At 71.3% G+C, this 22,241-nt stretch carries 26 protein-coding genes; 16 read left to right on the top strand and 10 right to left on the bottom strand.

All coding sequences use genetic code 11. The features are described from left to right. Positions 1–31: 31 nt before the first annotated feature. Positions 32–406: a toxin Doc gene (locus N4G70_RS08215; protein WP_261711809.1), complete on the bottom strand. Its 375-nt coding sequence runs from the start codon at positions 404–406 to the stop codon at positions 32–34. Continuing rightward, complete coding sequence (locus N4G70_RS08210; protein ID WP_261711808.1) at positions 406–645, bottom strand: hypothetical protein; 240 nt, start codon at positions 643–645, stop codon at positions 406–408. Before N4G70_RS08210 ends, N4G70_RS08215 begins: the two co-directional genes overlap by 1 nt. Positions 646–790: 145 nt before the next feature. Here N4G70_RS08210 and N4G70_RS08205 point away from each other — a divergent pair, with 145 nt between their 5' ends. Continuing rightward, positions 791–1,297, top strand: coding sequence for a carboxymuconolactone decarboxylase family protein (locus N4G70_RS08205; RefSeq protein ID WP_261712080.1), 507 nt, complete (start codon positions 791–793; stop codon positions 1,295–1,297). A 132-nt stretch (positions 1,298–1,429) separates the two neighbouring features. Here the strand turns inward: N4G70_RS08205 and N4G70_RS08200 are convergent, their stop codons facing one another. After that, positions 1,430–2,080, bottom strand: a complete 651-nt coding sequence (locus N4G70_RS08200) for a M15 family metallopeptidase (protein WP_261712079.1) — start codon at positions 2,078–2,080, stop codon at positions 1,430–1,432. A 264-nt stretch (positions 2,081–2,344) separates the two neighbouring features. Between N4G70_RS08200 and N4G70_RS08195 the strand changes: the two genes are divergently transcribed. The 3 genes from N4G70_RS08195 (at position 2,345) to N4G70_RS08185 (ending at position 4,040) form a co-directional block, all read left to right on the top strand. Then, on the top strand, positions 2,345–2,821 hold the full coding sequence (locus tag N4G70_RS08195; protein WP_399034746.1) for a GNAT family N-acetyltransferase: 477 nt from the start codon (positions 2,345–2,347) through the stop codon (positions 2,819–2,821). After that, positions 2,818–3,297: a diadenosine tetraphosphate hydrolase gene (locus tag N4G70_RS08190; protein WP_261711807.1), complete on the top strand. Its 480-nt coding sequence runs from the start codon at positions 2,818–2,820 to the stop codon at positions 3,295–3,297. The genes N4G70_RS08195 and N4G70_RS08190 overlap by 4 nt, the downstream gene beginning before the upstream one ends. Positions 3,298–3,383: 86 nt before the next feature. Further along, positions 3,384–4,040: a maleylpyruvate isomerase N-terminal domain-containing protein gene (locus tag N4G70_RS08185; protein WP_261711806.1), complete on the top strand. Its 657-nt coding sequence runs from the start codon at positions 3,384–3,386 to the stop codon at positions 4,038–4,040. A gap of 61 nt (positions 4,041–4,101) precedes the next feature. Here the strand turns inward: N4G70_RS08185 and N4G70_RS08180 are convergent, their stop codons facing one another. Next, complete coding sequence (locus N4G70_RS08180) at positions 4,102–4,953, bottom strand: arylamine N-acetyltransferase (protein ID WP_261711805.1); 852 nt, start codon at positions 4,951–4,953, stop codon at positions 4,102–4,104. 463 nt (positions 4,954–5,416) lie between these two features. Between N4G70_RS08180 and N4G70_RS08175 the strand changes: the two genes are divergently transcribed. Both N4G70_RS08175 and N4G70_RS08170 read left to right on the top strand, forming a co-directional pair. Next, entirely contained in the window at positions 5,417–6,766 is a 1,350-nt protein-coding gene (locus N4G70_RS08175) for an efflux RND transporter periplasmic adaptor subunit (RefSeq protein WP_261711804.1), read from the top strand. Between the two features lie 128 nt (positions 6,767–6,894). Next, the gene (locus N4G70_RS08170) at positions 6,895–7,191 is read left to right on the top strand and encodes a hypothetical protein (protein ID WP_261711803.1); all 297 of its coding nucleotides are present in this window, start codon (positions 6,895–6,897) and stop codon (positions 7,189–7,191) included. 92 nt (positions 7,192–7,283) lie between these two features. On the opposite strand, the gene nadE is transcribed toward N4G70_RS08170, so the two are convergent. Together nadE and N4G70_RS08160 are read right to left on the bottom strand one after the other, a co-directional pair. Continuing rightward, positions 7,284–8,114: an ammonia-dependent NAD(+) synthetase gene (gene nadE / locus N4G70_RS08165; RefSeq protein WP_315904233.1), complete on the bottom strand. Its 831-nt coding sequence runs from the start codon at positions 8,112–8,114 to the stop codon at positions 7,284–7,286. Positions 8,115–8,233: 119 nt separating this feature from the next. Next, positions 8,234–8,803: a PadR family transcriptional regulator gene (locus tag N4G70_RS08160; protein WP_261711802.1), complete on the bottom strand. Its 570-nt coding sequence runs from the start codon at positions 8,801–8,803 to the stop codon at positions 8,234–8,236. 90 nt (positions 8,804–8,893) lie between these two features. On the opposite strand from N4G70_RS08160, the gene N4G70_RS08155 reads away from it, so the two are divergent. The 3 genes from N4G70_RS08155 to N4G70_RS08145 all read left to right on the top strand — a co-directional run bounded on the left by N4G70_RS08155 (position 8,894) and on the right by N4G70_RS08145 (position 11,370). After that, positions 8,894–9,325: a nuclear transport factor 2 family protein gene (locus N4G70_RS08155; protein WP_261711800.1), complete on the top strand. Its 432-nt coding sequence runs from the start codon at positions 8,894–8,896 to the stop codon at positions 9,323–9,325. A 462-nt stretch (positions 9,326–9,787) separates the two neighbouring features. Next, positions 9,788–10,378: a 2Fe-2S iron-sulfur cluster-binding protein gene (locus N4G70_RS08150; protein ID WP_261711799.1), complete on the top strand. Its 591-nt coding sequence runs from the start codon at positions 9,788–9,790 to the stop codon at positions 10,376–10,378. Then, complete coding sequence (locus N4G70_RS08145) at positions 10,375–11,370, top strand: xanthine dehydrogenase family protein subunit M (RefSeq protein ID WP_261711798.1); 996 nt, start codon at positions 10,375–10,377, stop codon at positions 11,368–11,370. The genes N4G70_RS08150 and N4G70_RS08145 overlap by 4 nt, the downstream gene beginning before the upstream one ends. A gap of 65 nt (positions 11,371–11,435) precedes the next feature. Here N4G70_RS08145 and N4G70_RS08140 read toward each other — a convergent pair whose 3' ends face one another. Then, positions 11,436–11,651, bottom strand: a complete 216-nt coding sequence (locus tag N4G70_RS08140) for a hypothetical protein (protein WP_261711797.1) — start codon at positions 11,649–11,651, stop codon at positions 11,436–11,438. A 272-nt stretch (positions 11,652–11,923) separates the two neighbouring features. Here N4G70_RS08140 and N4G70_RS08135 point away from each other — a divergent pair, with 272 nt between their 5' ends. The 5 genes from N4G70_RS08135 to N4G70_RS08115 all read left to right on the top strand — a co-directional run bounded on the left by N4G70_RS08135 (position 11,924) and on the right by N4G70_RS08115 (position 17,349). Beyond that, on the top strand, positions 11,924–12,151 hold the full coding sequence (locus N4G70_RS08135) for a DUF5133 domain-containing protein (RefSeq protein ID WP_261711796.1): 228 nt from the start codon (positions 11,924–11,926) through the stop codon (positions 12,149–12,151). A gap of 294 nt (positions 12,152–12,445) precedes the next feature. Beyond that, complete coding sequence (locus tag N4G70_RS08130; RefSeq protein WP_261712076.1) at positions 12,446–13,237, top strand: class I SAM-dependent methyltransferase; 792 nt, start codon at positions 12,446–12,448, stop codon at positions 13,235–13,237. 274 nt (positions 13,238–13,511) lie between these two features. Beyond that, positions 13,512–14,990 carry an MFS transporter gene (locus N4G70_RS08125; protein ID WP_261712075.1) on the top strand — a complete coding sequence of 493 codons (1,479 nt, stop codon included), beginning with the start codon at positions 13,512–13,514 and terminating at the stop codon, positions 14,988–14,990. A gap of 210 nt (positions 14,991–15,200) precedes the next feature. After that, entirely contained in the window at positions 15,201–16,559 is a 1,359-nt protein-coding gene (locus tag N4G70_RS08120; protein WP_261711794.1) for a cytochrome P450, read from the top strand. 130 nt (positions 16,560–16,689) lie between these two features. After that, positions 16,690–17,349 carry a hypothetical protein gene (locus tag N4G70_RS08115; RefSeq protein WP_261711793.1) on the top strand — a complete coding sequence of 220 codons (660 nt, stop codon included), beginning with the start codon at positions 16,690–16,692 and terminating at the stop codon, positions 17,347–17,349. A 26-nt stretch (positions 17,350–17,375) separates the two neighbouring features. Here the strand turns inward: N4G70_RS08115 and N4G70_RS08110 are convergent, their stop codons facing one another. Both N4G70_RS08110 and N4G70_RS08105 read right to left on the bottom strand, forming a co-directional pair. Next, positions 17,376–18,575, bottom strand: a complete 1,200-nt coding sequence (locus N4G70_RS08110; protein WP_261711792.1) for a cytochrome P450 — start codon at positions 18,573–18,575, stop codon at positions 17,376–17,378. Beyond that, entirely contained in the window at positions 18,568–19,623 is a 1,056-nt protein-coding gene (locus tag N4G70_RS08105) for a cytochrome P450 (protein ID WP_399034562.1), read from the bottom strand. The genes N4G70_RS08110 and N4G70_RS08105 overlap by 8 nt, the downstream gene beginning before the upstream one ends. A 655-nt stretch (positions 19,624–20,278) precedes the next feature. On the opposite strand from N4G70_RS08105, the gene N4G70_RS08100 reads away from it, so the two are divergent. Both N4G70_RS08100 and N4G70_RS08095 read left to right on the top strand, forming a co-directional pair. After that, the gene (locus N4G70_RS08100; RefSeq protein ID WP_261711790.1) at positions 20,279–20,668 is read left to right on the top strand and encodes a nuclear transport factor 2 family protein; all 390 of its coding nucleotides are present in this window, start codon (positions 20,279–20,281) and stop codon (positions 20,666–20,668) included. A gap of 41 nt (positions 20,669–20,709) precedes the next feature. Then, positions 20,710–21,144 (top strand): hypothetical protein, encoded by a 435-nt coding sequence (locus N4G70_RS08095; RefSeq protein ID WP_261711789.1) that lies wholly within the window; start codon positions 20,710–20,712, stop codon positions 21,142–21,144. A gap of 61 nt (positions 21,145–21,205) precedes the next feature. Here the strand turns inward: N4G70_RS08095 and N4G70_RS08090 are convergent, their stop codons facing one another. Then, on the bottom strand, positions 21,206–22,192 hold the full coding sequence (locus tag N4G70_RS08090) for an alpha/beta hydrolase family protein (RefSeq protein WP_261711788.1): 987 nt from the start codon (positions 22,190–22,192) through the stop codon (positions 21,206–21,208). Positions 22,193–22,241 lie beyond the last annotated feature (49 nt).

Here is a 22,241-nt window from a genome sequence, read left to right as displayed (position 1 = left end):
AACCTAGGCGATATGCCCGTTGCGCGCCCGGTCAGATGCGCCAGGCGCGGATGCGGTCGGCGGCCTGGTAGACGTTCACCTTGCCGGCCTGGATGTCGCGCACGAGGTCGACCATCGCGCCGTACGGGGGGTCGATGCCCTCCCCCGAGGCGTACATGTAGGCGGCCGTCACCTGGCAGGCGTACAGGCTGTTGCGGTGGGGCAGCGGTTGCAGGCGCACGAGGGTGTGCAGCAGGGCCGCCGCGCGCCAGGAGGGCTCGGGGTCGGCGGTCGAGGGGCGCGGGATGCGGGTCTTGTGCCGGGCGACGGCCGCGACGAGCGCGGAGTAGTCGGCGACGCTCACGTCCTCGGGGACCGCCTGCTCCTGGACGTCCAGAAGCCACGGGACGTCGATGTAGAGGACCATCAGGCGGCGTCCACCCCCTCGCTGCGCGAGCTCGGTGGCGCCTCGTCCGGGAAGGCCTCGTCGAACTCGGCCCGCTGGTGTTCGCCCCAGGACAGCGCGTACCGCACGAACTGAAGACGCTGCTGCTCGCGCAGGGGCAGGTCGTGGACGTACTGCTTGAGCGATTTCCCGTCGGCGGCCGCGGCGGCCCGGACCGCTTCGAGTTCCTCGTCGGTGAAGGTGATGTTCAAGGACGGCATATCTCGATGGTACCTAGTTGGTACCTGCTCGGCCATGGGGCGTCCGCGAGGAACGCGTCCGGCGCTTTCGGTCACACTCGGCCGCCGTGATCCGTCAATGCGATGACAGCGACGAACAAGCATGGATGAGCAGGAGATGATGGTCATGGAGACACGTTCGATCACCGCGCGGGTGCCGATGGGGCCGCGGATGTCCGAGGACCCGGGGCAGCTCGTCCCCGAGCTGGCCGCGGTGTCGGCGGCCCTGTTCAAGGTCACCGGCAACGGTTCGGTGCCGCGTTCCACGATCAGCCTGGTTCAGCTGCGCGCGGGCCAGATCGTGGGCAGCACCTATCTGACCGTGTTGCACACGGGGTTCCTGCGCAAGGCCGGGGAGTCGGAGGAGCGGATCACCTCGGTGGTGTCCTGGCAGGACTCGCCCTACTTCACCGACGCCGAACGTGCCGCTCTGGCGCTCGTGGAGGCCGTGCTCCAGCCGGCGGCTCAGGGCGAGCGCGTGCCGGACGACTTGTACGCGCTGGCGGCCGCACACTACGAGCCGAAGGCGCTGACCACGCTGATGTTCGCCATCGGCCAGGTCAACTTCTTCCTGGCCATAGCCCTCATCGCCAAGCCGGTCCCCGGCCGCGCGTTCACCGACCCCTGGAACTGATCCCCCCTCCCCGGGGCCACGCGGCCCGGGTCCCCTCACGCTCGGCGCGCCCCCGGGGACGGTCGTCTCCGGGGGCACGTGGGCGCCCTTCCTGCCCGCGTCGGGCTCGCGTGTCCTGGGGTCCGGCCGCGCTCATATGTCCTGGGCGCCGTACGGGGCCACCGGCCGGCCGGTGGCCAGGGCCCAGTAACGGTCGCCGAACGACCAATGCCACCATTCCGTCGGGTAGTTGACCAGACCCGCGGCCGACAGCGCCGAGCCAAGGACCGTGCGGAGTTCGCGCGCTTCGGCGCCGATGTCGCGGGCTTCGGTGTAGCAGGCCCCCGCGCTCTCCTCGGGGGTCGCGTTCATGCGGGTCCCCAGATCCAGCTCCCGGCCGTCGGCGTCGGCGAGAGTGAGGTCCACGGCCGCGCCCGCGCTGTGCGGGGCGATACCGGGCGGGGAGACATAGCGGCTGGCGGCCACATGGAGCTGACCGACGGACCATCGCGGATGCAGCGCCCGCAGCTCGTCCACGTACTCCTCGAAGTACGTCCGCTGGAGCGCCGGCGGACGGTAACCCTCGACGAAGAGCAGGCGCAGGCCGCCGGGGAGCAACTCCTCCGCGTGCAGCAGCCGTTCATGGACACCCTGGCGCAAGTGCGCGAACGCGCTCTCGGAGTCCTGGCGGGACGCGTCGAGCAGGAGGGAGCCACCCCGGCGGACATCCACCAGCGGTTCGCCGCATTCCTGTACCGGGACGGCCGCGACCCGGGGGTCCGACATGAGAACGATGTCGTCCACGAGCCCCTTCGCGCGGGGGTCCGGAAGGCTGGACACCGGGTCGGTCGTGGGGTGGGCGGGGGCGTTCTCGGCGTCGCTCATACGGAGATCATCTCTCCAACTCCCCGCGCCCCAAAAGGGGTTACCGCATGCAGGCCCCACCCGCACGGTCACCGCGAGCCGTTTTGAAATACTTCCGCCATGGAGACGAGTACGGGGGCGGACGCGGTGCGGGTCGGGCGGAGCGAGGGCGGCAGACAGGTGGGTGGCACGGCTCAGTGGGCTCTGCGGCGCGCGGAACTCTGCGATGTGGAGCCCATCGTGGAAATCCGGGCCGTGGTGATGCGCCCGGACCTGGAGCGGCTGGGGCGGTTCGACGAGCACCGGGTCCGCCGGCGGTTCCGGGACGCCTTCTCGCCCGCGGACACCTCGGTCGTCGTGGCCGACGGCGCCGTCGCGGGCTGTGTGGCCCTGCGCCCGGCCGAGGACGGCTACTGGCTGGAGCACTTCTATCTGGCCCCGGCCCTCCAGGGCCGCGGCGTCGGTTCCGCCGTCCTGCGGACGGTACTGGGGCGGGCCGATGCGGAGGGCAGGCCCGTCCGGCTGAACGTCCTGCGCGGCAGCGCCGCCCGTCGGCTCTACGAGCGCCACAGGTTCACCGTGCAGGGCCAGGATCCCGTCGACGTGTTCATGCTGCGCGAGCCGAACGCGGATCCCCGGCCCGCCGGGCCCCTGTCGGCATCGCGTAGGTTCCCTGCATGACGAACGACTGGCGACAGGACCGCATCACAAGTGCCCTCCGCGGCGAAAACCCCACCGTCCTGCGGCGGTTGACGGCGGGATTCGCGGCGATCGGTGACGTGCAGTTCCTGCCGGGCTACTCGGTGCTCCTGGTGGACGACCCCCGCGTGCAGCGCCTCTCCGAGCTGGAGAAGCCGAAGCGCCGGGACTTCCTGGCCGACCTGGACGTACTCGGCGAGGCCGTCGAGCACGCCTGCCGCCGGCTCGACGCGGCCTTTCGCCGGGTGAACCTGGAGATCCTCGGCAACACCGACGGGTTCCTCCATGCCCATGTGTGGCCCCGCTACGACTGGGAACCCGCCGATCTGGTGCGGGTGCCGGTGTGGCTCTACCCGCACGAGAACTGGAGCGACACGCGCCACGCCCTCGCGCCCCGCCACGACGCGCTGCGCGCGGAGATCACGGCCCAACTCGACCGGCTGTCCGCGCTCGACTGACACCGCCGCACCGCGCGCGAGCGACCTCGCCCCCAGCCGACCCGCTGCGCTTGTCCGCCCTCGCGGCGCCGCCCTACCGTGCTGCCATGGATCTCTTCGTACGCTCCTGGGCCGCGCTGCGCGCCGCGGTCGCCGGTCTCGCGGACCGGGACTTCGAGCATCCGTCCGGGTGTGCGGGCTGGCTCGTGCGGGATCTCGTGTGCCATCTGGTCATCGACGCGCAGGACGTCCTGATCACCCTGGTCACCCCGGCCGAGACGGAGCCGACCGCGGACGCGGTGACGTACTGGCACGTCGGGAACGAGCCACCGACCGGCGAGGACCCGCTCGACGCGCTGACCGTCCGGCTGGCCGCCGCCTACGAGCAACCGGGCCTGCTCGCCTTCCACTTGGACGACGTCGGCTCCGCGGCCGGGAGGGCGGCCGGGCTCGCCGATCCGCAGGCCCACGTGCGCACCCAGGGCCACGTCCTCACCGCCCGCGACTACCTCACGGCCTACGTGCTGGAGTGGACCCTGCACCACCTCGACCTGAGCGGCCCGCTCCCTCACGTACCCGGCCCGCCCGCCGCGGGCCTGGCGCGGTCGCGCGCGCTGCTGGAAGCGGTCGCCGGGGCCGGGTTCCCGGCGTCGTTCACCGATACGGACGCCCTGCTCGTCGGTACCGGGCGCCGGGCGCCCACTCCCGTGGAGACCGCGGAACTCGGAGCGCTGGCCACGAGGCTCCCCCTCGTCCTCGGCTGACGCCCGCCTGACGGCCAGCACCCCCAAACGCTGCCTCAACTCGCCCTCGTAGACCGGCAGTTCAGGACAGTTTGGCCAGCAGCAGGTCCACGTCCTGCGGCGAGAGCTCCACGCCGAAGACGTCGGAGAGCACCTTCGGAACCTCGTTCGGCTCCAGCTCCCGGGTCTCCGGGAAGCCCGTGGCACCGGGCCGGACCGTGGTCAGCAGGCGGTTGTCCAGGAGGTGCAGCCGGTCGGGGTGCACGCGCTGGAGGCAGAGGCGGTCGCTGAAGGGCGAGTGCGGGCTGGAGGCGCCGTAGTGGTTGCTGACCCGGAGGTCCACCGGGTACTGGCGGTGCAGGGTGAAGGTGTGCCGGACCATCCACCCGTCGGCGGTCCGCTCGATTCCCTCGCGTCGGTCCGCGGGCTGGTACAGCGCCCACCCCATCTCGCCGGGCGAGACCTCCTGATGGCGCAGCCGGTAAGCCCATGCCCCGTCCGTGACGTCCGTCGCGTCGGTCAGCTCGATCGGTTCCAGCGGGCTCGCCCCGAAGCCGACGTCGCTCAGCCAGCGCCTTCCGTCCAACTCGACGATCACCATCGCGTGGCTCTCCGGCCTGACGGTGGGCGCACCCATCCTGACCCGCCCCTGGACGACGAAGAACGCGAACCCGAGGCGTTCCAGGGCCGCGGCGTAGAGGGTGATGTGCTCGAAACAGGTGCCGCCGCGCGCGTTGCCGATCATCTTGGCCTGCACCGACTCCAGGTCGAGCGGACGGTACTTGCGCAGCACCGCCTCGATGTTCTCCCAGCGGACGGAGAGCACATGGGCCCGGTGCAGCGCGCGCAACGTCGCCAGGGTCGGGGTGCGGTCGCCCGTGTGGCCGAGGTGGGCCAGATAGGCATCGAGGTCGAGGGCATCGCCGTTCCACATGGAAAGGGCCTCCTTATGTGTCGTCACGTCGATCGTGAGTCGTCCGTGCCCTACCCAGCGATCTTGCGCGCGGAGCTATTCCGTCCGGCGGTCCGGCCCTGTGGTGGCGGGCGGCCGACGCCCCGCGGCCGGGGGCGGCTCCCCGCCCACCCCGGCGGCCGCCTCGACGGGACGAGCCCGCCGCACCGGGGAGGGGAAGCCGGAAGCGGCCGGGCTCGCGACTTCAGCGTGCGCCTCGATTGCCCTTTCGCCAAGGGGGTTTGACGACGATGTGTGAGAAAACCCTTCCGATCCGGGGCGGCGGTAGGGCAGTCTGAAGCGTGGGGCGCATGTGGTCACGGAGAGCGAGCGCCCGGGTTGCCCTCGGGGACCGATCTGCCTGTCCGTCCGGCAAAGCCCCTGGTCCGGAAGCTTGGCCGGGGAGCCATGGTGACCTTCGCGAGGGGCTGACAGGCTCCCGGACATGAAGGTCCTTCCGCGGCTGCATAAAGCCGTCCTGTTGAACTCGGCGCTCGGTGCAGTGCTCATCGCGGCCGTGGGTGGTGCGTACGCGGTGGTGGCGACCTCCGACAGCGGCTCGCCGAAGCGCACGGACACCCGTACGGCCGCCGTCTCCACGGGGAAGGTGCAGGCGACCGTCGCCGGGTCCGGGCTGCTGGCTTCCCCGAGCGACGCCGGTGTCAGCTTCACCACGGGTGGGCAGCTGACCCGGGTCGAGGTCAAGCCCGGTGACAAGGTCACCAAGGGCCAGCTCCTGGCGAAGGTCGACGACAAGCCCGCACGCGAGGCCGTCACCCAGGCCAAGACCGCCTTGGCGGCCGCCAAGGCGAACCTCGCGAGCGTCCAGGCGGGTCAGCCGGCCTCCCCGCCCGCCACCCCCAACACCAACCCGACGGGCAAGTCGAGCGCCCCCGCGTCCGCCACACCCAAGCCCACGCCCACTCCCCCCGTGTCACCCACCCCGACGCCTCCGGCGACGCCCACTCCCACGCCGACGCCGAAGTCGCTGACCGGGGCCGCCGCCGAGCTGTCGCTCGACGAGGGCTCCTCCCTCCGCATGGAGCCCATCGCGCACTCCGTCGTGGATCCCAATCTCCTCATCCAGGCCCAGGCGCAGGCCGCCCAGGCGCAGAGCACTCTGGACGCCGCCCAGCGCGCCCTCGAAGGAACCGTGCTGACCGCTCCCGTCGACGGCACGGTCGCCTCGGTGGGCGCCACCGTCGGACAGACGGTGATCGGTACGACGTACGCCTCGGGAGCGGGTACCCCTCCGGGCGCGCCGGCCCCCGCGGCCTCCAACGCCCCTGCGCCTGGCGGCACTTCGACGGCACCCAGTGGCTTCATCGTCCTCACCAACCCGACCGGGATGCAGGTGAAGGCCAATGTCCCGGAGGCCGACGCGCTCCGGCTCAAGCCGGGCCAGGCGGCCACCGTCACCCTGACCGCGCAGTCCACCACCACGCTGAACGCGAAGGTCCTGTCGGTCGGCACGCTCGCCGTGAGCGGCCCGGGCGCCGGGGGCACCGCCGCGCAGTACCCGGTGACCCTGGACATCATGGGCCCGACGACGGATCTCCACACCGGGCAGGGCGTCAGCGTGCAGATCGTCGCGGGCGAGGCGTCCGACGCGCTGTTCGTGCCGACGGCGGCGTTGAGCGGCTCCGGCTCCAAGCGCACCGTGACGGTGGTCGCGGCCGACGGCACCGCGCACTCCGCGCAGGTGACGGTCGGCGTCGAGTCCGACACCAACACCCAGATCACCAGTGGTCTGACGCAGGGTCAGAAGGTGCGGATCACCACCGTCGCGCCGTAGAGCCGGGGCTACTTGACGAGCGGGCCGTGCGAGCCCGCTCGTGGCGTCCGGCACACCCGGCCCGTCCGTCAGCTCCACTGAGCCCGTCGGGCCCGCACCATCCATCAGGACAAGGGAGTACCGAAGACATGGTCCGAGACCGTGACGCGTTCACCAAGACCGGCGGCCAGGACCCCGATCCGGCGACCGTCGCCGTACCCGCCCCGAACGCGGCCCCGGCCGCGCCCCGGGAACAGGACGCGTCCACGGCGTCCCCCGCCGTGGACACCGCTGTGCGGCCGGCGCCGCCGTCGGCCGGGGCGACCGGACGTCGCACCGTGCCATGGCGCGAACTGCCGTGGCTGACACTGCTGTTGGCGGTCGGCATCGTGGCGGCGCTGGCCTTCATCGCCGGCGTACTGGTGGAGCAGCACCACCTCAAGTAGGGGAGCCGCACCACCTCATGTGGTGGAGCAGCACCACCTCCAGTGGGCGGAGCGGCTCCACCGTGAGCTCCGGGAGCGGTCGGCCCCGGCCGTCAGGGCGCGATGGGCAGGCGGCGCTTGTGCTCGGTGAGGCGGTAGCGGTTGACGATCGTCTCCACGGCCCGCCCGTCCACCGGCTTGCCCTCCAGGAAGTCGTCGATGTCGTCGTAGGTCACGCCCAGCGCGTCCTCGTCGGCCTTGCCCGGGGCGAGGGTCTCCAGATCGGCGGTCGGCACCTTCCACACCAGCTCGGAGGGCGCGCCAAGCGCGTCGGCGACGGCGCGCACCCGGCGCTTGGTCAGGCCGGTCAGCGGGACGAGGTCGGCGGCGCCGTCGCCGAACTTGGTGAAGAAGCCGGAGACCGCCTCGGCGGCATGGTCGGTGCCGACGACCAGGCCGTGGTGGGCGCCGGCCACCGCGTACTGGGCGATCATGCGCTGGCGGGCCTTGATGTTGCCCTGGACGAAGTCCTGGTGGGCCTCGTCGCGGAACGCCACGTCGGCGGCGAGGCAGGCCTGGAGCGCGGCGTCGCTCGCGGGCTTGATGTCCACGGTCAGCACGTGGTCGGGCTGGATGAAGGAGAGCGCGAGCTGGGCGTCGTGCTCGTCGGCCTGGACACCGTAGGGCAGCCGCATCGCGTAGAAGCGGGCCTCGTGGCCGGCCTCCCGGGCGCGCTCGACGGCGAGCTGGCACAGCCGTCCGGCGGTGGTGGAGTCGACGCCGCCGCTGATGCCGAGGACCAGGCAGCGCAGACCGGTCGAGGTCAGCCGCTCGGCGAGGAAGGCCACCCGGCGTTCGATCTCCCGCTCGGCCTCGAAGGTCTCGGCGACCTCCAGCTCCCGGGCGATCTCCTGCTGAAGGGCGATGGACGCCGGCTCGCTCACGTCTGCTCCTTGTTCCGTTCGACCATGTGCTGTCGTGCCCAGCGTAACCAAGCCGGGTCCGTACGACCGCTCGGGCCCGCGTCCACCGTTCCCGCGGCGACCTGCGGCCGGGCCCGGCCTCAGTGCTCGGCGCCGGTCCTCTGCCGCTCCCGCAGGACGGCCGCGATCCGCCGGCACCAGTCCCGGTGCTCGCGCTCGAAGGCCAGGCCGCGCAGACACGTCAGATACGGCCCGATCCGCTCGCCGTGGAGCAGGAACTCCGTCTCGTCCAGGTCGCCCCTCAACTGCCGTAGCAGCGCGTCGAGAAGCTCGATCTTCGCGTCGGCGGCCGCTGCCCGTTCGTCGAGCTGGCCGATCACCGGCGCGGTTCCGATGCGGTCGGCGGCCTGGACCTTGACGAGCAGATCGTCCCGGATGAACGAGGGCTTGGCCGTGGCCGCCGCGAACGTCTCCAGCTCGGCGCGGCCGGCGTCGGTCACATGGAAGAGGCGCTTGTTGGGCCGGGTCTCCTGGACCACCTGGCGTCCGGCGACCAGGCCGTCCTTCTCCAGTCTGGCGAGCTCGGCGTAGAGCTGCTGGGGCAGGGCGTGCCAGAAGTTGGCCACGCCGATGTCGAAGGCCTTGGCCAACTGGTAGCCGCTGTACTCGCCGTCCAGCAGCGCCGCGAGCACCGCGTGCCGCAGAGCCATCGAAGCCCCCTTCCCTTTCCTCAGCCGTCCCTGCATCATACTCAAGAATCTGAGTAGTCACTTTGTTGAGTAGGGGAATGGGGAGAGGTCATGGAGACTGCCGAACGCTTCCGCGCCGCCGTGGAGAAGCGCGATCTCACCGCGCTGGAAGGCCTGTTCACCGAGGACGTCCGGCTCTACAGCCCGGTGAAGTTCGTTCCCTTCGAGGGCCGGGCCATGGTGCTCGGTCTCTTCGGGGTCCTGCTGCGCGTCTTCGAGGACCTGCGCTACATCGGCCGTCTCGACGGCGCGGTCGAGACGAGTGCCGACGGCGAGGAGGCGCCGTCGGTGGTCCTGCCGTTCCGCGCGACGGTGGGCGGGAAGCAGATCCACGGCATCGACCTGCTCCAGTTCGACGAGGCGGGCCTGATCAAGGAGTTCACCGTGATGGTGCGCCCCCAGTCCGCCGTGCACGCCCTGGGCCAGGCGGTCCTGGCCGGCCTGGTCGCCGACGGCCTCGCGCCGGCACCCGCCGCGGGCTAGGCACGGCACGGACGTCGACGTGGTGGCCCCCATCTGCTCCGGCGTGTCCGGCGGCGGATGCGCCACATCGCGCTGGGCCACCGCCTCGGTGACGGCCCGCTTGGCCGTGCGGGCGGCGACGGCACCGGCCCGGGCCGGGTCCTGCGGGCTCCGGGTGGTGCCGTTGTCCCGGTCCATCACGTGCGGGCGGTTGTCGCCGATGGCACTGTTCACGAAGGCCTGGAGCGGGCGGTTCTTCCCGTCCTCGGAGCCGGGCACCGCCTGCTCGTCGCAGACCAGGTCATCGGTGCGGCATACGTCGAAGTGCCCTCCGCCGGGTCGGCGATCCCCCGGAAGGACCGTCCCGGGGCGCGGGCCGGGCATCCCGGATGCCGTCCGTCGAGATGCCGGAGGAGGTGAGCTGTACGAGGGTGGGTAGCGCGGTCAGGCCGCTGACCGTCCGGATCGAGGAGGTCGTGCACGGTGGAAGCAGGACACGGCCGACAAGAACGCCGCCCGGGGCTGGTCACCCGGGTCTTCGGTCATGGCGTGACGGACTCCCATGTGACGCTGCGGGTCAACGACGCCTCGCACCGGGTGGAGCTGGAGCACTGCGCCACCCTTCTGGAGGTACTGCGCGAGAACTTGGGTCTGACCGCTTCGAAGAAGGGGTGCGACGACGGGCGGTGCGGCGAGTGCACGGTGCTGCTCGACGGCCGACGCGTCAACAGCTGTCTGCTGCTGGCCGTCGCGCAGGAGGGACGGGAGATCGTCACCGTGGAGGGCCTGGTGGCGGCGGACGCGGACGACGACCGCCACCCGCTGCGCCGGGCCACCGTGGACCGGGACGTGGTCCAGTGCGCCTACTGCGCCCCCGAACAGCACCGCTCTCCCGCCGCGGGGTCTCCCGCCGCCCCGTCGGGGCCGTCCTCCGTCGTCACCGACATCGACCTGCCGCCGGACGTGCCGGTGCGGCTGACCGCCGCCGAGGTACGGGACCGGCTGAGCGGAAACCTGTGCCGGTGCGGGGCCTACCCGAGCGGCGCCGAGGCCGTACAGGATGTGATCGTGTGAAGCCAGTCGCCTATGTACGCCCCCGGAACCTGGCGGAGGCGGCCGCCGCCCACGGAGGAAAGCCGGAGGCCCGCTATCTGGGCGGCGGCACCAACCTCGTCGACCTGATGAGGCTCGGCGTCGAGCGCCCCGACATCCTGGTCGACATCACCCGGCTTCCCCTGGACGGGATCGAGGAGCGGCCGGACGGCTCGGTACGGGTCGGCGCGACCGTGCGCAACAGCGACCTCGCCACGCATCCCGCCCTTCGGGACCGCTATCCCGTGCTGCCGCAGGCCCTCCTGAGTGGCGCCTCCGGGCAGCTCCGCAACATGGCGACCACGGCGGGCAATCTGCTCCAGCGCACGCGGTGCGGCTATTTCCAGGACCTGTCGAGGCCCTGCAACAAGCGGGTGCCGGGGAGCGGGTGCGGGGCGATCGAGGGTGTGAACCGCGAGCACGCCGTCTTCGGCCACTCCGCGCACTGTGTGGCGACGCACCCGTCCGACCTGGCCGTGGCGCTGGCGGCGCTCGACGCCCTGGTCGAACTGGAGGGCCCCGGCGGGACCCGGGCCGTCCCGGTGACCGAGTTCTACCGGCTGCCGCAGGACAGGCCCGACGTGGACACCGTGATGCGGCCGGGCGAACTCGTCACGGGCGTGGTGGTGCCGTCCGCACCCGAAGGCTCCGTCTCGCGCTACCGCAAGGCCCGGGACCGGGCCGGTCACACCTTCGCCCTGGCCTCGGTCGCCGCGATGGTGCACCTGGAGCGCGGGGTGGTGCGCGAGGTCGCCCTCGCCTTCGGCGGCCTCGCCCACCGGCCGTGGCGGGCCCGGCGGACCGAGGCCGCGCTGCTGGGCACCGCACCGACCGCCGAGACGATCGAGCGGGCCGTGGACGCCGAGCTGGCCGACGCGGTCCCGCTGCGTCACAACGCCTACAAGGTGGAGCTGGCCCGGGGACTTGCCCGGGAGGTCCTCGCATCACTCATCGAGGCCCGCCGCCCGGCCTGAGGGAAGGGTGCCGTAGCTGCCGCTGCCGCACCGGAGCGCGCCCGATCCGGTCGCGGGCCTCCGCGTCAGTTGCGGTAGTGGTCCGACATGGTCGGCGGAGCGTTGTGGGTCGCGAACGTACCGAAGGAGACGCGGTCTCTGTGTGCCTGTAGGCGGCTCGCCTGTTCGATGAGCAGGCCCTCCGCGTTCTCGGTGCGGCTCTTGCCGCGCCGCAGGAGCGTGACGATGAGGAACACGGCCCCGCCGACGAGCAGTCCGAGCAATATGTAGAGCGTGAGCACAGGTGATCGCCCCTCCGGTGGCCTCGGCGGGAGCGACCCACCGCGGCGGATCGCATGACGCGCGGCCGACCGCGCGAATGGCGCGCGACCTACCCGGATCGTACTCGGCGTCAACAGAGCGACAAGCGATTTCCGCTCGGCCCAGCGCCTGGCCCGGGCAGGGGGACGACATCCGGCCACTCCGGAATTCACCACGTGTGCGGCGCGGGGAGCGGGGCACCAGAGCGGCACATCGTGAACGTCGTGAACGTGTCGACTGGAGGGTCCCACCCATGCTGATGGCGCATCCGGTAGTGCTCCGCGATCTGCTCGACGAGTACGAGGCGCTGCTCGTACTGAATGCCGCCGACGGTGACGAGGCGACCCGGCAACGCCTGGACGACGTGACGTACACCCTGTGCGTGTCGACGGGCACCAGGGACATCGACGCCGCCGTCATCGCCGCCCGCCACCGGCTGCCCGGCGCCCGCACCTTCGACGACTCGGTCCTCACGGCCTGAGGCGATGCGGCCCTCGCGGCCTGGAGTGCCTGGGCCGTGGCAGGGCGCTCACGCCCTGAAGTACCCTGCCGTGCAAGGGTGTTACCCCCCACAGCTGCCATACCGGAACACGTGGTGACGGAGCCCGGGGATCTTCCCCCGGGCTCCTCGTCGCTCCCGTAGGGTGCCGGGATGCAGACGAGGGGAGACGACGCCGAGCCGACCGCGTCACCGGCGCCTTTCGCGAACCGGCGGCGGGGCCGGAGTCGGTCGGCACCGGAGGCATCGACCGCCTTCGACGCGGTCCAGCGGCGGATGTGGGCGGGACGGGCGCAGGCGTACGCGTCCAGCTTCGCCGGGGTCTGCGCCCACCCGGTCCCCCGGTTGCTCGACGCGGCCCGGGTGGGCGCCGGCGTGCGGGTACTGGACGTGGGCACCGGAACGGGGACGGTCGCCGAGGCGGCCTGTGCGCGGGGCGCCGGGGTGACGGGTGTGGACGCCGAGGCCGACATGGTCGAATGGGCGGCGCGGGCGGTCCCCTCGGCCGCCACCCATCTGGCCGTACTTCCCCAACTCCCCTTCTCTGAGGGCCTGTTCGACGCCGTGACGGCCAACTTCGTGCTGGACCACGTCGGCAGGCCGCGCGCCGCGATCACCGAGCTGCGCCGGGTGGTGCGTCCGGGCGGCCGGATCGCGGTGACCCTCTGGGCCGTGCCCGAGGCCGCCGGACAGACCTTGCTGGGCCGGGCCGTACGGGATGCGGCCGTACGGGACGCGGGCCTGCCCGTGCCGTCCCGGTCGGCTGGGCCTGCCGCCGAGGACGACTTCCCCCGCACCGAGACCGGCCTGGCCGAGCTCCTCACCTCGGCAGGCCTGCGCGACGTCGCCTGCGAGCCGGTCCGCTGGGAGCACCGTGTCCCAGCCGATGCGTGGTGGGCAGGGGCGGTCGCGGGCCTCGGCACGGTCGGGCAGATCGTGGCGAGCCGGCCCGAGCGGACCCGTGCGGACATCAGGCGCCACTTCGACCTCCTCAGCACCGAATTCGCCATCGGGGGCGGGGAGTTGGCCCTCCCCCACGCGGCCCTCCTCGCGTGGGGACGCCGCTGACGCTCACGGGCCCGGCCCCGCCCGGGGCCGTTGCGCGAGCGGGCCACCCCGACCCCGTCCACGAGGAGGACACACCCCCATCGCCCCGGCCGCGCGGCTGACGGCCGGTCCGGCCCTTGATCGACTGGTGACGTCCGGAAGCCGGGCATAGGGTCGAACGGTGGACGTCACCGTCCACCGTCCCTCGCACGAGGGCAGGACCACCATGACCAGTTCGCGGCAGGCACCGAAGACCGAGACCGAGCCCCCCGGCGGCGGGGGGCGCGGCGACGGGATCGCGCTCCTGGTCATCGCCTCCTGTCAGCTGATGGTGGTCCTCGACATCACCATCGTGAACATCGCCCTCCCCCACATCCAGAGCGCCCTGCACTTCTCCACCACGAGCCTCGCCTGGGTGGTGAGCGCGTACACCCTCACCTTCGGCGGGCTGCTGCTGCTCGGCGGCCGGGCCGGCGACATCCTCGGCCGGCGCCGGGTGTTCATGTGCGGTGTGCTCCTGTTCGCACTGGCCTCCCTCTTCGGCGGACTGTCGCAGAACGCGGGGCAGTTGCTCGCGGCGCGTGCCGTTCAGGGCGTCGGCGGCGCGATCGCCTCGCCGACCGCCCTCGCGTTGATCACCACCACGTTCACCGAGGGCCCGGCGCGCAACCGGGCCTTCGGTGTATTCGCCGCGGTGTCGGCCGGTGGCAGCGCGATCGGCCTGCTGGCGGGCGGGGTGCTCGTCGAGTGGCTCGACTGGCGCTGGGTGCTCTTCGTGAACGTACCGATCGCCGTGCTGATCCTGCTGGCCACCCCACGGCACATCAAGGAGTCCGAGCGGCATTCGGGCCATTTCGACATCGCGGGCGCCACGACCTCCACCCTCGGCATGGTGGCGCTGGTCTACGGCTTCATCCGGGCCGCCCAGGAAGGCTGGCGCGACCCGTTCACGCTGGGGTCGTTCGCCGCCGCGGTGGTGCTCCTGTTCGTCTTCGTCCTGGTGGAACGGCGCTCCCAACAGCCGATCACCCCGCTGCACATGTTCGCCGACCGCAACCGCGCGGGGACCTACGGCATGATGCTGAGCCTCTCGGCCGCGATCTTCGGCATGTTCTTCTTCCTCACCCTGTTCGTGCAGGACGTCCTCGGCTTCTCGGCGCTCCGGGCGGGTCTCGCCTTCCTGCCGGTCAGCGCGATCATCGCCGTGGGCGCGGGTCTGACGTCCCAGCTGCTGCCGAGATACGGGCCCAAGCCCTTCATGGTGACGGGCTCGCTCCTCGCCGCCGGCGGATTGTGCTGGCTCACGCGGACGGACATCCACTCGACCTATCCCGGCAGCATCCTGGGGCCGCTCCTCGTCTTCGGCATGGGCATGGGCCTCAACTTCGTCTCTCTGACGCTGATGGCCGTCTCCGGTGTCCCGGCCCACGAGGCCGGCGCCGCGTCCGGCATGCTCAACGTGTCCCAGCAGGTCGGCGGTTCGCTCGGCCTGTCCATTCTGATCACGGTGTTCGGCACCGCCGGTCGCGATGAGGCGAAGCACCAGGTCTCCCAGTTCCTGAGCCACGCCGACCCGGCGCAGCGCCTGGCGTTCCGGCGCACGGGCCAACTGCCCCGGCCGTGGAGCGATCAGGTGCTGACCTCGGGGGTGTCCGCCGCGTTCGTGGTGGCCGCGATCTTCGCCGTGGTGGCCGCGTTGATCGCCGTACTGGCCATCCAGGTGCGCCCCTCGGACCTGGAACGCCTTCAGGGTGCGGGACCCCCACACCACTGAGCCCCCTCTCCAACTCCCCATGGGCGTACGGCACATGGCGTCCCGACCCATGGCATACGGGTGCACTGTGGGGCGCCGGGACACGTGACCGTACGCCGTTTTCCGCTGCTTCGCGCCGGATTCCCTACCGTGGCCGAGGGAAAGGATGTCCGGGATCCGGGGACTACGAGGGTCACCCGGCCGCCGGACTCCTCATGGAGGTGCCCCCCTGTGAGCACGAAGCTTCCGTCACGTACGGGAAAAGCCCCCGGTGCCTGGCCGTTGCTGGGCCACGCATGGCAACTCCACTCACGCCCGCTGGAGTTCCTGTCGTCCCTGCCCGCTCACGGGGATCTCGTACGGATCGGCATGGGCCCCTGGCCCGCGTATGTGGTGTGCGAACCGGAAGCGGCCCACCGGATGCTCACCGACTCCCGCACCTTCGACAAGGGCGGCCCCTTCTTCGACAAGGCCCGTGTGCTCTTCGGCAGCAGCCTGCCCATGGCGGGCTGGCGGGAGCACCGGTGGCAGCGCCGCCAGATGCAGCCCGCCTTCCAGAGCGACCGGATCGAGCGGTACGCCGTCGTCATGGGCGAGGAGGTCGACCGGATGACCTCGCGCTGGCAGCCCGGTCTGCGTGTGGACGTGACCGACGCGCTGACCACCCTCACGCTGCGCATCGTCACCCGCAGTGTGCTCGGCGCCGAGGCACAGGACGAGGCCGTGGCCGAGGTCCAGCAGAGCCTGCACACCGTGATCGACGGGATCTACCAGCGGGTGATGCTGCCGCTCGGCCCGCTCTACCGGCTGCCCACGCCCGCCAACCGCCGCTATCGCCGCGCCTGCGTCCGGCTGCACCGCGCCATCGACGGCATCATCGCCGCGCGCCGGGCGGCACCGGGCGGCGACGATCTGGTCTCCATGCTGCTCGCCGCGACCAATGACGACACCGGCGCTCCGATGACCGATACGGACATCCGCGACCAGCTCATGGTCATGATCGGCGCCGGATTCGAAACCACCGCCAACAGCCTGGCGTTCGCCCTGTGGCTGCTCAGCCGGCATCCGGACGTCGAGTCCCGGGTGCACGACGAGGTCGACCGCACCCTCGCCGGACGCACCGCCACCACGGCCGATCTCGACGGTCTGACCCACACCCGCCGTGTCATCAACGAGGTCCTGCGCCTGTATCCGGCGGGCTGGTTCTTCACCCGCGTCACGACCACCGACACCACCCTGGCAGGTCACCAACTCCCCAAGGGCACGGCCCTGTTGTACAGCGCGTACCTGCTCCAGCACCGTCCCGAGCTGTTCCCCGACCCCGAGCGCTTCGACCCCGACCGCTGGGCCGCCCGCCCTGCCGAGACCCTCCCGCGGGGCGCTCATGTCCCCTTCGGCGGCGGCAATCGCAAGTGCATCGGCGACCAGTTCGCCCTCATCGAGATGACGCTCGCGCTCGCCACGGTCTGCGCTCGCTGGCGCCTGGTGCCCGACCCCGGCAGCACCATGACCGTACGGGTCCGCGGCACCCTCGGCCCCGGCCCCCTCACCATGACGTGCCGGCCCCGGGGCAAAGCCTCGGAAGGCTGAGGCGGCGAGAGCGGGGCGCACGCGTGTGGGGTGGGCGGGGGCGCGCTCGCGTCAAGAGGAACCATGAGGTGTGCATGCCGCGTCCACCCCTGTGGTCCCGTCATCCGCCGTTCCCAGGAGGGAAACACACATGGTCCACCCGGGCAGTACGCCTGTGCCCAGCCAGCCGCGCAGAAGAGGGGGATGCCTCCCCGCACTGGTGATTCTCGTGGTCGTCCTGGGCCTCGGCTTCGGGGCGTCCAAGCTCTTCGGGAACGACGGCAAGAAGTCCTCGTCGTCCTCCGCGTCCTCGGCCGCCTCCCACAAGAAGGGCGAGTGGAAGGTGGGCGACTGCGGAGGGCCCGACCCCGATGACGCGCCCAACGGCTACAAGGCGTTCGACTGCGGCGAATCGGGCGCGACGTTCAAGGCCCTCGACATCCAGGCCGCGAGCTTCATGCCGGACTCCATTCAGTGCCCGGCCGGCACGGACCTCATCATCCAGGTGAGCATCAGTTACGGCAGCAGCAAGAGCAAGGGCGGCGGCATCCCGTCCAAGACGGTGTGCGGGCGCAACCTGTCCGCCACCCACCCCGGTGACCCCGGCGCGGGTGGTGGCCAGTTGGTCAAGGGCGACTGTGTCACCTCCACCGCCAAGGAGGTCTCCTGCGCCTCCTCGGGTTCGGGCGCCTACAAGGTGCTGGACCTGACGAAGGAGACCTCGCAGTGCCCGTCGGGGACGACCGAGCCCATGCGTCTGACCATGGCCATCGGCCGGCCCTATGACGTGATCTGCGCCGCGAAGCAGTAACGCACGGGGCCGGGCCCGCACGCGCCCTACGTCAGTCGTAGCGGCAGCGAGAGCAGTCCGCGGTGGCGGGGGTTGGCCTGCCACCGCGCCTCGTGGTCCTCGCTCAGACGCAGGCCGGGGTGGCGGGTCAACAGATGGGTGAACGCGATCTCGGCCTGGAGCCGGGCGAGTGGGGCTCCGAGGCAGTGGTGGATGCCGTGGCCGAACGCGAGGTGCTGCGCGGCGTCGGCGCGGCGGATGTCGAAGCGGTCGGGTTCGGTGAACACGCCGGGATCGCGGTTGGCTCCGAGAAGCGAGATCTGCACGAACTCACCCTCTTCTACGGTCACTTCACCGATCCCGACCGGCTCGGCGGCGTACCGCAGCGAGGCCAGGGCCGAGGGGGATTCGTAGCGCAGGATCTCTTCGACGGCCCCCGGCATGAGCGTCATGTCGGCCTGAAGGGCGGCGCGTTGGTCGGGGTGGGTGAGCAGGGCGTGGACGCCGTTGGCGATCAGGTTGACCGTGGTCTGATGGCCGGCGATCACCAGGAGGAACGCCATCGAGGTGATCTCGTCCTCGCTCAGCGCCTCCTCGCCCTCCTCGCGCGCCGCGACCAGCGCGGACAGCAGGCCGTCGTCGGGCCGTTCGCGTTTGAGGTCCAGGAGCGCCCGCAGGTACGTGAGCATGGACTCGGCGGTGAACACCGACACCTCGCCGTCAACCTGGCCGCCGTCGAGGGTGTTGCCCCGCACCCGCAGGACCTCGTGGTCCGCCTCGGAGGCGCCGAAGAGGCCGAACACGACGGCCATCGGCAGCGGCAGGGCGAACTCGCTGATCAGCTCGGCCTCGTCACGCCCCTCCCATGCGTCGAGGAGCGCGGTCACATGGGCTTCGATCATGGGACGCAGGGCCGCGGTACGGCGGCCGGTGAACGCCTTCTGGACGAGTCTGCGCAGCCGGGTGTGGTGGGGCGGGTCGGAGTTGAGCATATGGGCGAACAGGGCGCTGCCGGGGCCCTCGGTGAGTCCGGTGTGCCGCCCGAACCTCTCCACCGCACCGCCCTTGGAGAGTCTCGGGTCGGCGAGGAGGCGCTTCGCCTCCGCGTGGGAGGTGACGACCCATCCCTCGAGCGGCGCGGGCCCCGGATATCGCACCTGGCGCGCCCCGCCCTCTTCGCGCCAGCGGTGGTAGGCGGCATGGGGGTGGTCGAAGAACGACGCCTCGGGGGTCTCGATGTCAGCCATGCCGGACCTTGCTCCGGTGTCCTAGGTGGACGGTCTTGACACCCAGGAGCCCCACCAGGGGTATCTCCGCGGTCCGCTGGCCCGGAGCCACCACAAGTCCGGTGCGCCGTATGTGGTCGAGGAGGAGTTCGGCCAGGGGCATGACCATGTGGCGGCCCCAGCAGCGCTCCGATACATGGCCGAAGGGCATGTATCCGGGGGTGTTGTCCGGGTCGAGCCCTTCCCAGCGCTCGGGCCGGAACTCATTCGGCGCGTCCCACAGGGCGGGGTCGCGGTGGGTGAGCAGCGGCAGCATCAGGATGTCGTCCTCGTGCCCGATGCGGTCGTCGATCGCCGGATACTCGGGGGATCTGTTGCGCAGGAGGTTCCACGACGGAGGCAGCAGGCGCATCGCCTCGTAGAGGATGTTCCGGTTGCTCGCGTCGTCGGCGAACGGGGCGCCGAGCCACAGGGCGTTGGCGACGAGGGTGGAGACGGTGAAGCAGACCGGGGCGGCCGCGCGGCGGTAGATGCCCATGGCGTAGCGCCGGTCGTGGTAGGTGTCCGCCCGGGCGAACAGGTTGGCGAGCTGCGTCAGTCGGGGCCCCGGAACGGGCCGCCGGGGCAGGGCCGCGCCGGCCACGATGGTGGTCCAGGTGAGCCGGGGGTCGATCTCCAGCGTCCGCGACATGAGGATGCGCAGCCGGTACGGGTCGTCGCGCAGGACGAGGCGGCTCAGGAACCGGTGTCCTGTGATCGGCCAGGGTCCCGACAGATCGGTGGTCTCGGGGAGCGGGTCCGGCTGCTCCAGTGCGGCGCGCACGTCCTTGCCGATCGTGCGCATCACCGACGAGGCCTCCGCCTTGGAGATCGACCGGCCGTGCAGCGGTTTGAAGGTGGGGCGTTCGGTCTCCGTCGCCCGGCGCGCGCTCAGGATGCGGTCGGAGAGTTCCGCGCCGGCGATGCCGATGGTGTCGGGTTCGAGGCGGACGAGATCCTTGCCGAGGTGTTCGTCGAGCAGAGCCTGAAGGCGTGGGGCGAAAACCGTGGTGCGCCCGGTACGGGTCATGGCGGATGGCATAGGAAGAGCTCCGGAAATGAAATGCGGAGGGCCCGCACACGCGGCTGACCGGAATTCAGTCGGCCTGCGTTGTGTGCGGGCCCAGGATTGGCCTTCGGCTTAGTACCAGAAGTACCAGGCGGCCTGCTTCAGGCTCGGCTCGCTCTTCGATCCACGGGTACGCAGTGCGGCAATAATCTTCGCCATCGTCAATCCCTTCCTCTCACGGGTATACGGAATGAACTGCCGGACGGGGGCCACCAATTCCCTCACCTTGAGGGTGTGTGGAATGTGTGTCACCGGCCGTTGGGGGGAAGTGAAGCTGGCCGCGACAAGCGTTGTCAATGGTTCCGCATTCGTTCGTCCCTGTGAGTTTCGGAGTTCATCCGTGGCTCATCGAAACATTCATTGTGGCTATTTCGGAAAGCCTGCCCGAACGGTCATGGCCGATTGCCCGGACATACCTTTCGGGGCCCGTATGCGGCCTGCTAGCAACGCGGCTCTTCGGCGGGAGAATGCGTACGCCGCGGCGCTCGGAGGCGCTCCGCGCGAGGAGGCGCCGGACGGACCCTCTATCGTCGGGGCGAACCGCGACCGCGGACCTCCGCGACCGCCGGCGATCACCAGGGGCCGGCCGGCCCCCGAGACAGGAGTGTGCGACACCATGGCGAGCAACCGAGCCGATGTGACCGTGGCCGAACGATTCCTCGGCGCCTTCGGCTCCCAGGACTGGGAGTCCCTGCGCACGGTCCTGGCCCCCGATCTCGCCTGGAGCATGCCCGGCACCGGAACCATCTCCGGCACCATTCACGGCGTCGACGCCGCCATCGACCGGCTCCGGACCATCGCCGCCCGGGGCCTGAACACCGAGCTGCTGCACGTCCTGACCGGCGCGAACGGCGTCACCCTGTCGCTGCACAACACCGCGCGGGACGCCGACGGCCGCACCCTCGACGAACATCTGGCGACCGTGCTCACCATCCGCGCGGGAAGGGTCGCCGCGATCGACAGCTATGTCTCCGACGTGGACGGCATGAGCGGCTTCTTCAATTAGGCACGGGAGCCGGGGCGCTCGGCCCTGGGCAGGGGGGAACCATGAACACCAGCACTGAACGGGCCGTCGGCGCGCGGACGTTGCAGGCCGGCCATGTGGTCGCGATCGGGGCGCTGCTGTGTGCGGCCGCAGTCGTGGAACGGGTGCCGAGGTTCGCCTCCGGGCACCGGTATCTGCTGTGCCACGAATCGTCGGCCCTTGACCATCTGACCCTCACGGCTTTCGCCCTGGTGATGGCGGCCGGGGTGGCGGCGCTCACCGGAGGGGTCATGATGCAGGCGCGGGACGCCCACGGTGCGGCCCTTCCCGTGGTGTGGCTCGTCGTCGTGGCCGTTCTGCTGGTGGCGGCGGACGGGGTCGACGCCCATGGCGAAGCGCTGGCGGCACAATTGTCGGCTGCCACACCGTTCACCCCAGGCGCCTGTGACTATGTCCCACAGGACTATGTGGCGACGCCGGGCTGGTTCTTCTGGTAGTCCGCCGTCGCCGGCCCGGGCGCCGGGGTCAGGACCGCACCTGGGGGCCGCCGGGTGCCACTCAGGCGTAGAGCGCGGCGAGCAGCATGGGCAGGGATCGGCGCAACTCCCTTTGCCAGTAGCGCCATTCGTGCTGTCCCGGCCCGTAGAAGTCGGTGACGGCCGGGCTGCCCAGGGCGCGGAGCCGGGCGGCGAGGGCCCGGTTCTGCTGGTCGAAGTAGGCCTCGTCGGGATCCGTCGTGCCGGGCGGATCGTAGGGTCCGGCCCGGCCGTCCCCGCAGGACAGGAAGACGGGAAGCCCGCGCAGCGAGCCCGCCCGGACGGTGGGGTCGTGCGCGGCCCACACCGCGCGCTGCTCCACCGGGTCTCCCCAGATGGCATACGGGTCGGCGCCCCACCGTCGGTCGAGGTTCAGGAACCATTCGGGGCCGAAGCCGCCGGGCACCTGGAGCAGCGGATGCACGGTGCCGCTGTGGGACGCGACGGCCCGGAAGAGCCCGGGGTGGCGTGCCGCGTACGACAGGGCGCCGAAGCCCCCCATCGAGAGGCCCGCCGCCACCCGGCGGTCGCCGGCGCCGTAGCCGCGTTCGAGGATCTGCCGGACCTCGCCGAGATGGAACGCCTCCCAGCGGGGCGCGCCACCCTTGCCGTAGTTCCACCAGTCGCTGTACCAGCCCGTCGCCCCGGCCTCCGGCATCACCACCAACACCTGGCGCAGAGCCGGGAATTGGGCCACATCGGTGTAGGTCGTCCACTCGGTGTAGTCGCCGCAGCAGCCGTGCAGCAGCCACAGCACCGGCCAGGCGTGGCGCCCCGGTGACCAGCCGTCCGGGGTGAGCAGGCGTACCCGGGCCGTCGTCCCCAGGGCCGGGGACTCGATGGTGAGATCCAGCTCGCGCGGTCCGACGTGCTGCTCGGCGACGACCCGCGCTCCGTCGTCGGCGCGTACGGGCCGCTCCCACGCGTCGGCCGGGCGCACGGTGAACGCGCCGGCCAGCAGGGTGAGGAGAAGGACCATGACACAGGTGATGACCGATGGGCGACGCATCCCGACCCCTTTGCCCTCTGGGTGTGGCCCACATGTGGTGAGACCACAT

The organism is Streptomyces sp. ASQP_92 (assembly GCF_025399895.1).
Classification (GTDB): Bacteria; Actinomycetota; Actinomycetes; order Streptomycetales; family Streptomycetaceae; genus Streptomyces.
This window is presented reverse-complemented; position numbering and strand designations above follow the sequence as displayed.

Bases quoted from the DNA above. Each gene is read 5' to 3' on its own strand.
- N4G70_RS08160 (WP_261711802.1), bottom strand. From the start codon at position 8,803: ATGGCTCTGCGGCACGCGGTGCTCGCGGCGCTGCTGGACGGCGAGTAC.
- N4G70_RS08155 (WP_261711800.1), top strand. From the start codon at position 8,894: ATGGAGACTGCCGAACGCTTCCGCGCCGCCGTGGAGAAGCGCGATCTC.
- N4G70_RS08170 (WP_261711803.1), top strand. From the start codon at position 6,895: ATGGTCCGAGACCGTGACGCGTTCACCAAGACCGGCGGCCAGGACCCC.
- N4G70_RS08185 (WP_261711806.1), top strand. From the start codon at position 3,384: ATGGATCTCTTCGTACGCTCCTGGGCCGCGCTGCGCGCCGCGGTCGCC.
- N4G70_RS08095 (WP_261711789.1), top strand. From the start codon at position 20,710: ATGAACACCAGCACTGAACGGGCCGTCGGCGCGCGGACGTTGCAGGCC.
- N4G70_RS08115 (WP_261711793.1), top strand. From the start codon at position 16,690: ATGGTCCACCCGGGCAGTACGCCTGTGCCCAGCCAGCCGCGCAGAAGA.
- N4G70_RS08135 (WP_261711796.1), top strand. From the start codon at position 11,924: ATGCTGATGGCGCATCCGGTAGTGCTCCGCGATCTGCTCGACGAGTAC.
- N4G70_RS08190 (WP_261711807.1), top strand. From the start codon at position 2,818: ATGACGAACGACTGGCGACAGGACCGCATCACAAGTGCCCTCCGCGGC.
- N4G70_RS08130 (WP_261712076.1), top strand. From the start codon at position 12,446: ATGTGGGCGGGACGGGCGCAGGCGTACGCGTCCAGCTTCGCCGGGGTC.
- N4G70_RS08175 (WP_261711804.1), top strand. From the start codon at position 5,417: ATGAAGGTCCTTCCGCGGCTGCATAAAGCCGTCCTGTTGAACTCGGCG.
- N4G70_RS08090 (WP_261711788.1), bottom strand. From the start codon at position 22,192: ATGCGTCGCCCATCGGTCATCACCTGTGTCATGGTCCTTCTCCTCACC.
- N4G70_RS08100 (WP_261711790.1), top strand. From the start codon at position 20,279: ATGGCGAGCAACCGAGCCGATGTGACCGTGGCCGAACGATTCCTCGGC.
- N4G70_RS08110 (WP_261711792.1), bottom strand. From the start codon at position 18,575: ATGGCTGACATCGAGACCCCCGAGGCGTCGTTCTTCGACCACCCCCAT.
- N4G70_RS08105 (WP_399034562.1), bottom strand. From the start codon at position 19,623: ATGACCCGTACCGGGCGCACCACGGTTTTCGCCCCACGCCTTCAGGCT.
- N4G70_RS08210 (WP_261711808.1), bottom strand. From the start codon at position 645: ATGCCGTCCTTGAACATCACCTTCACCGACGAGGAACTCGAAGCGGTC.
- N4G70_RS08205 (WP_261712080.1), top strand. From the start codon at position 791: ATGGAGACACGTTCGATCACCGCGCGGGTGCCGATGGGGCCGCGGATG.
- N4G70_RS08180 (WP_261711805.1), bottom strand. From the start codon at position 4,953: ATGTGGAACGGCGATGCCCTCGACCTCGATGCCTATCTGGCCCACCTC.
- N4G70_RS08215 (WP_261711809.1), bottom strand. From the start codon at position 406: ATGGTCCTCTACATCGACGTCCCGTGGCTTCTGGACGTCCAGGAGCAG.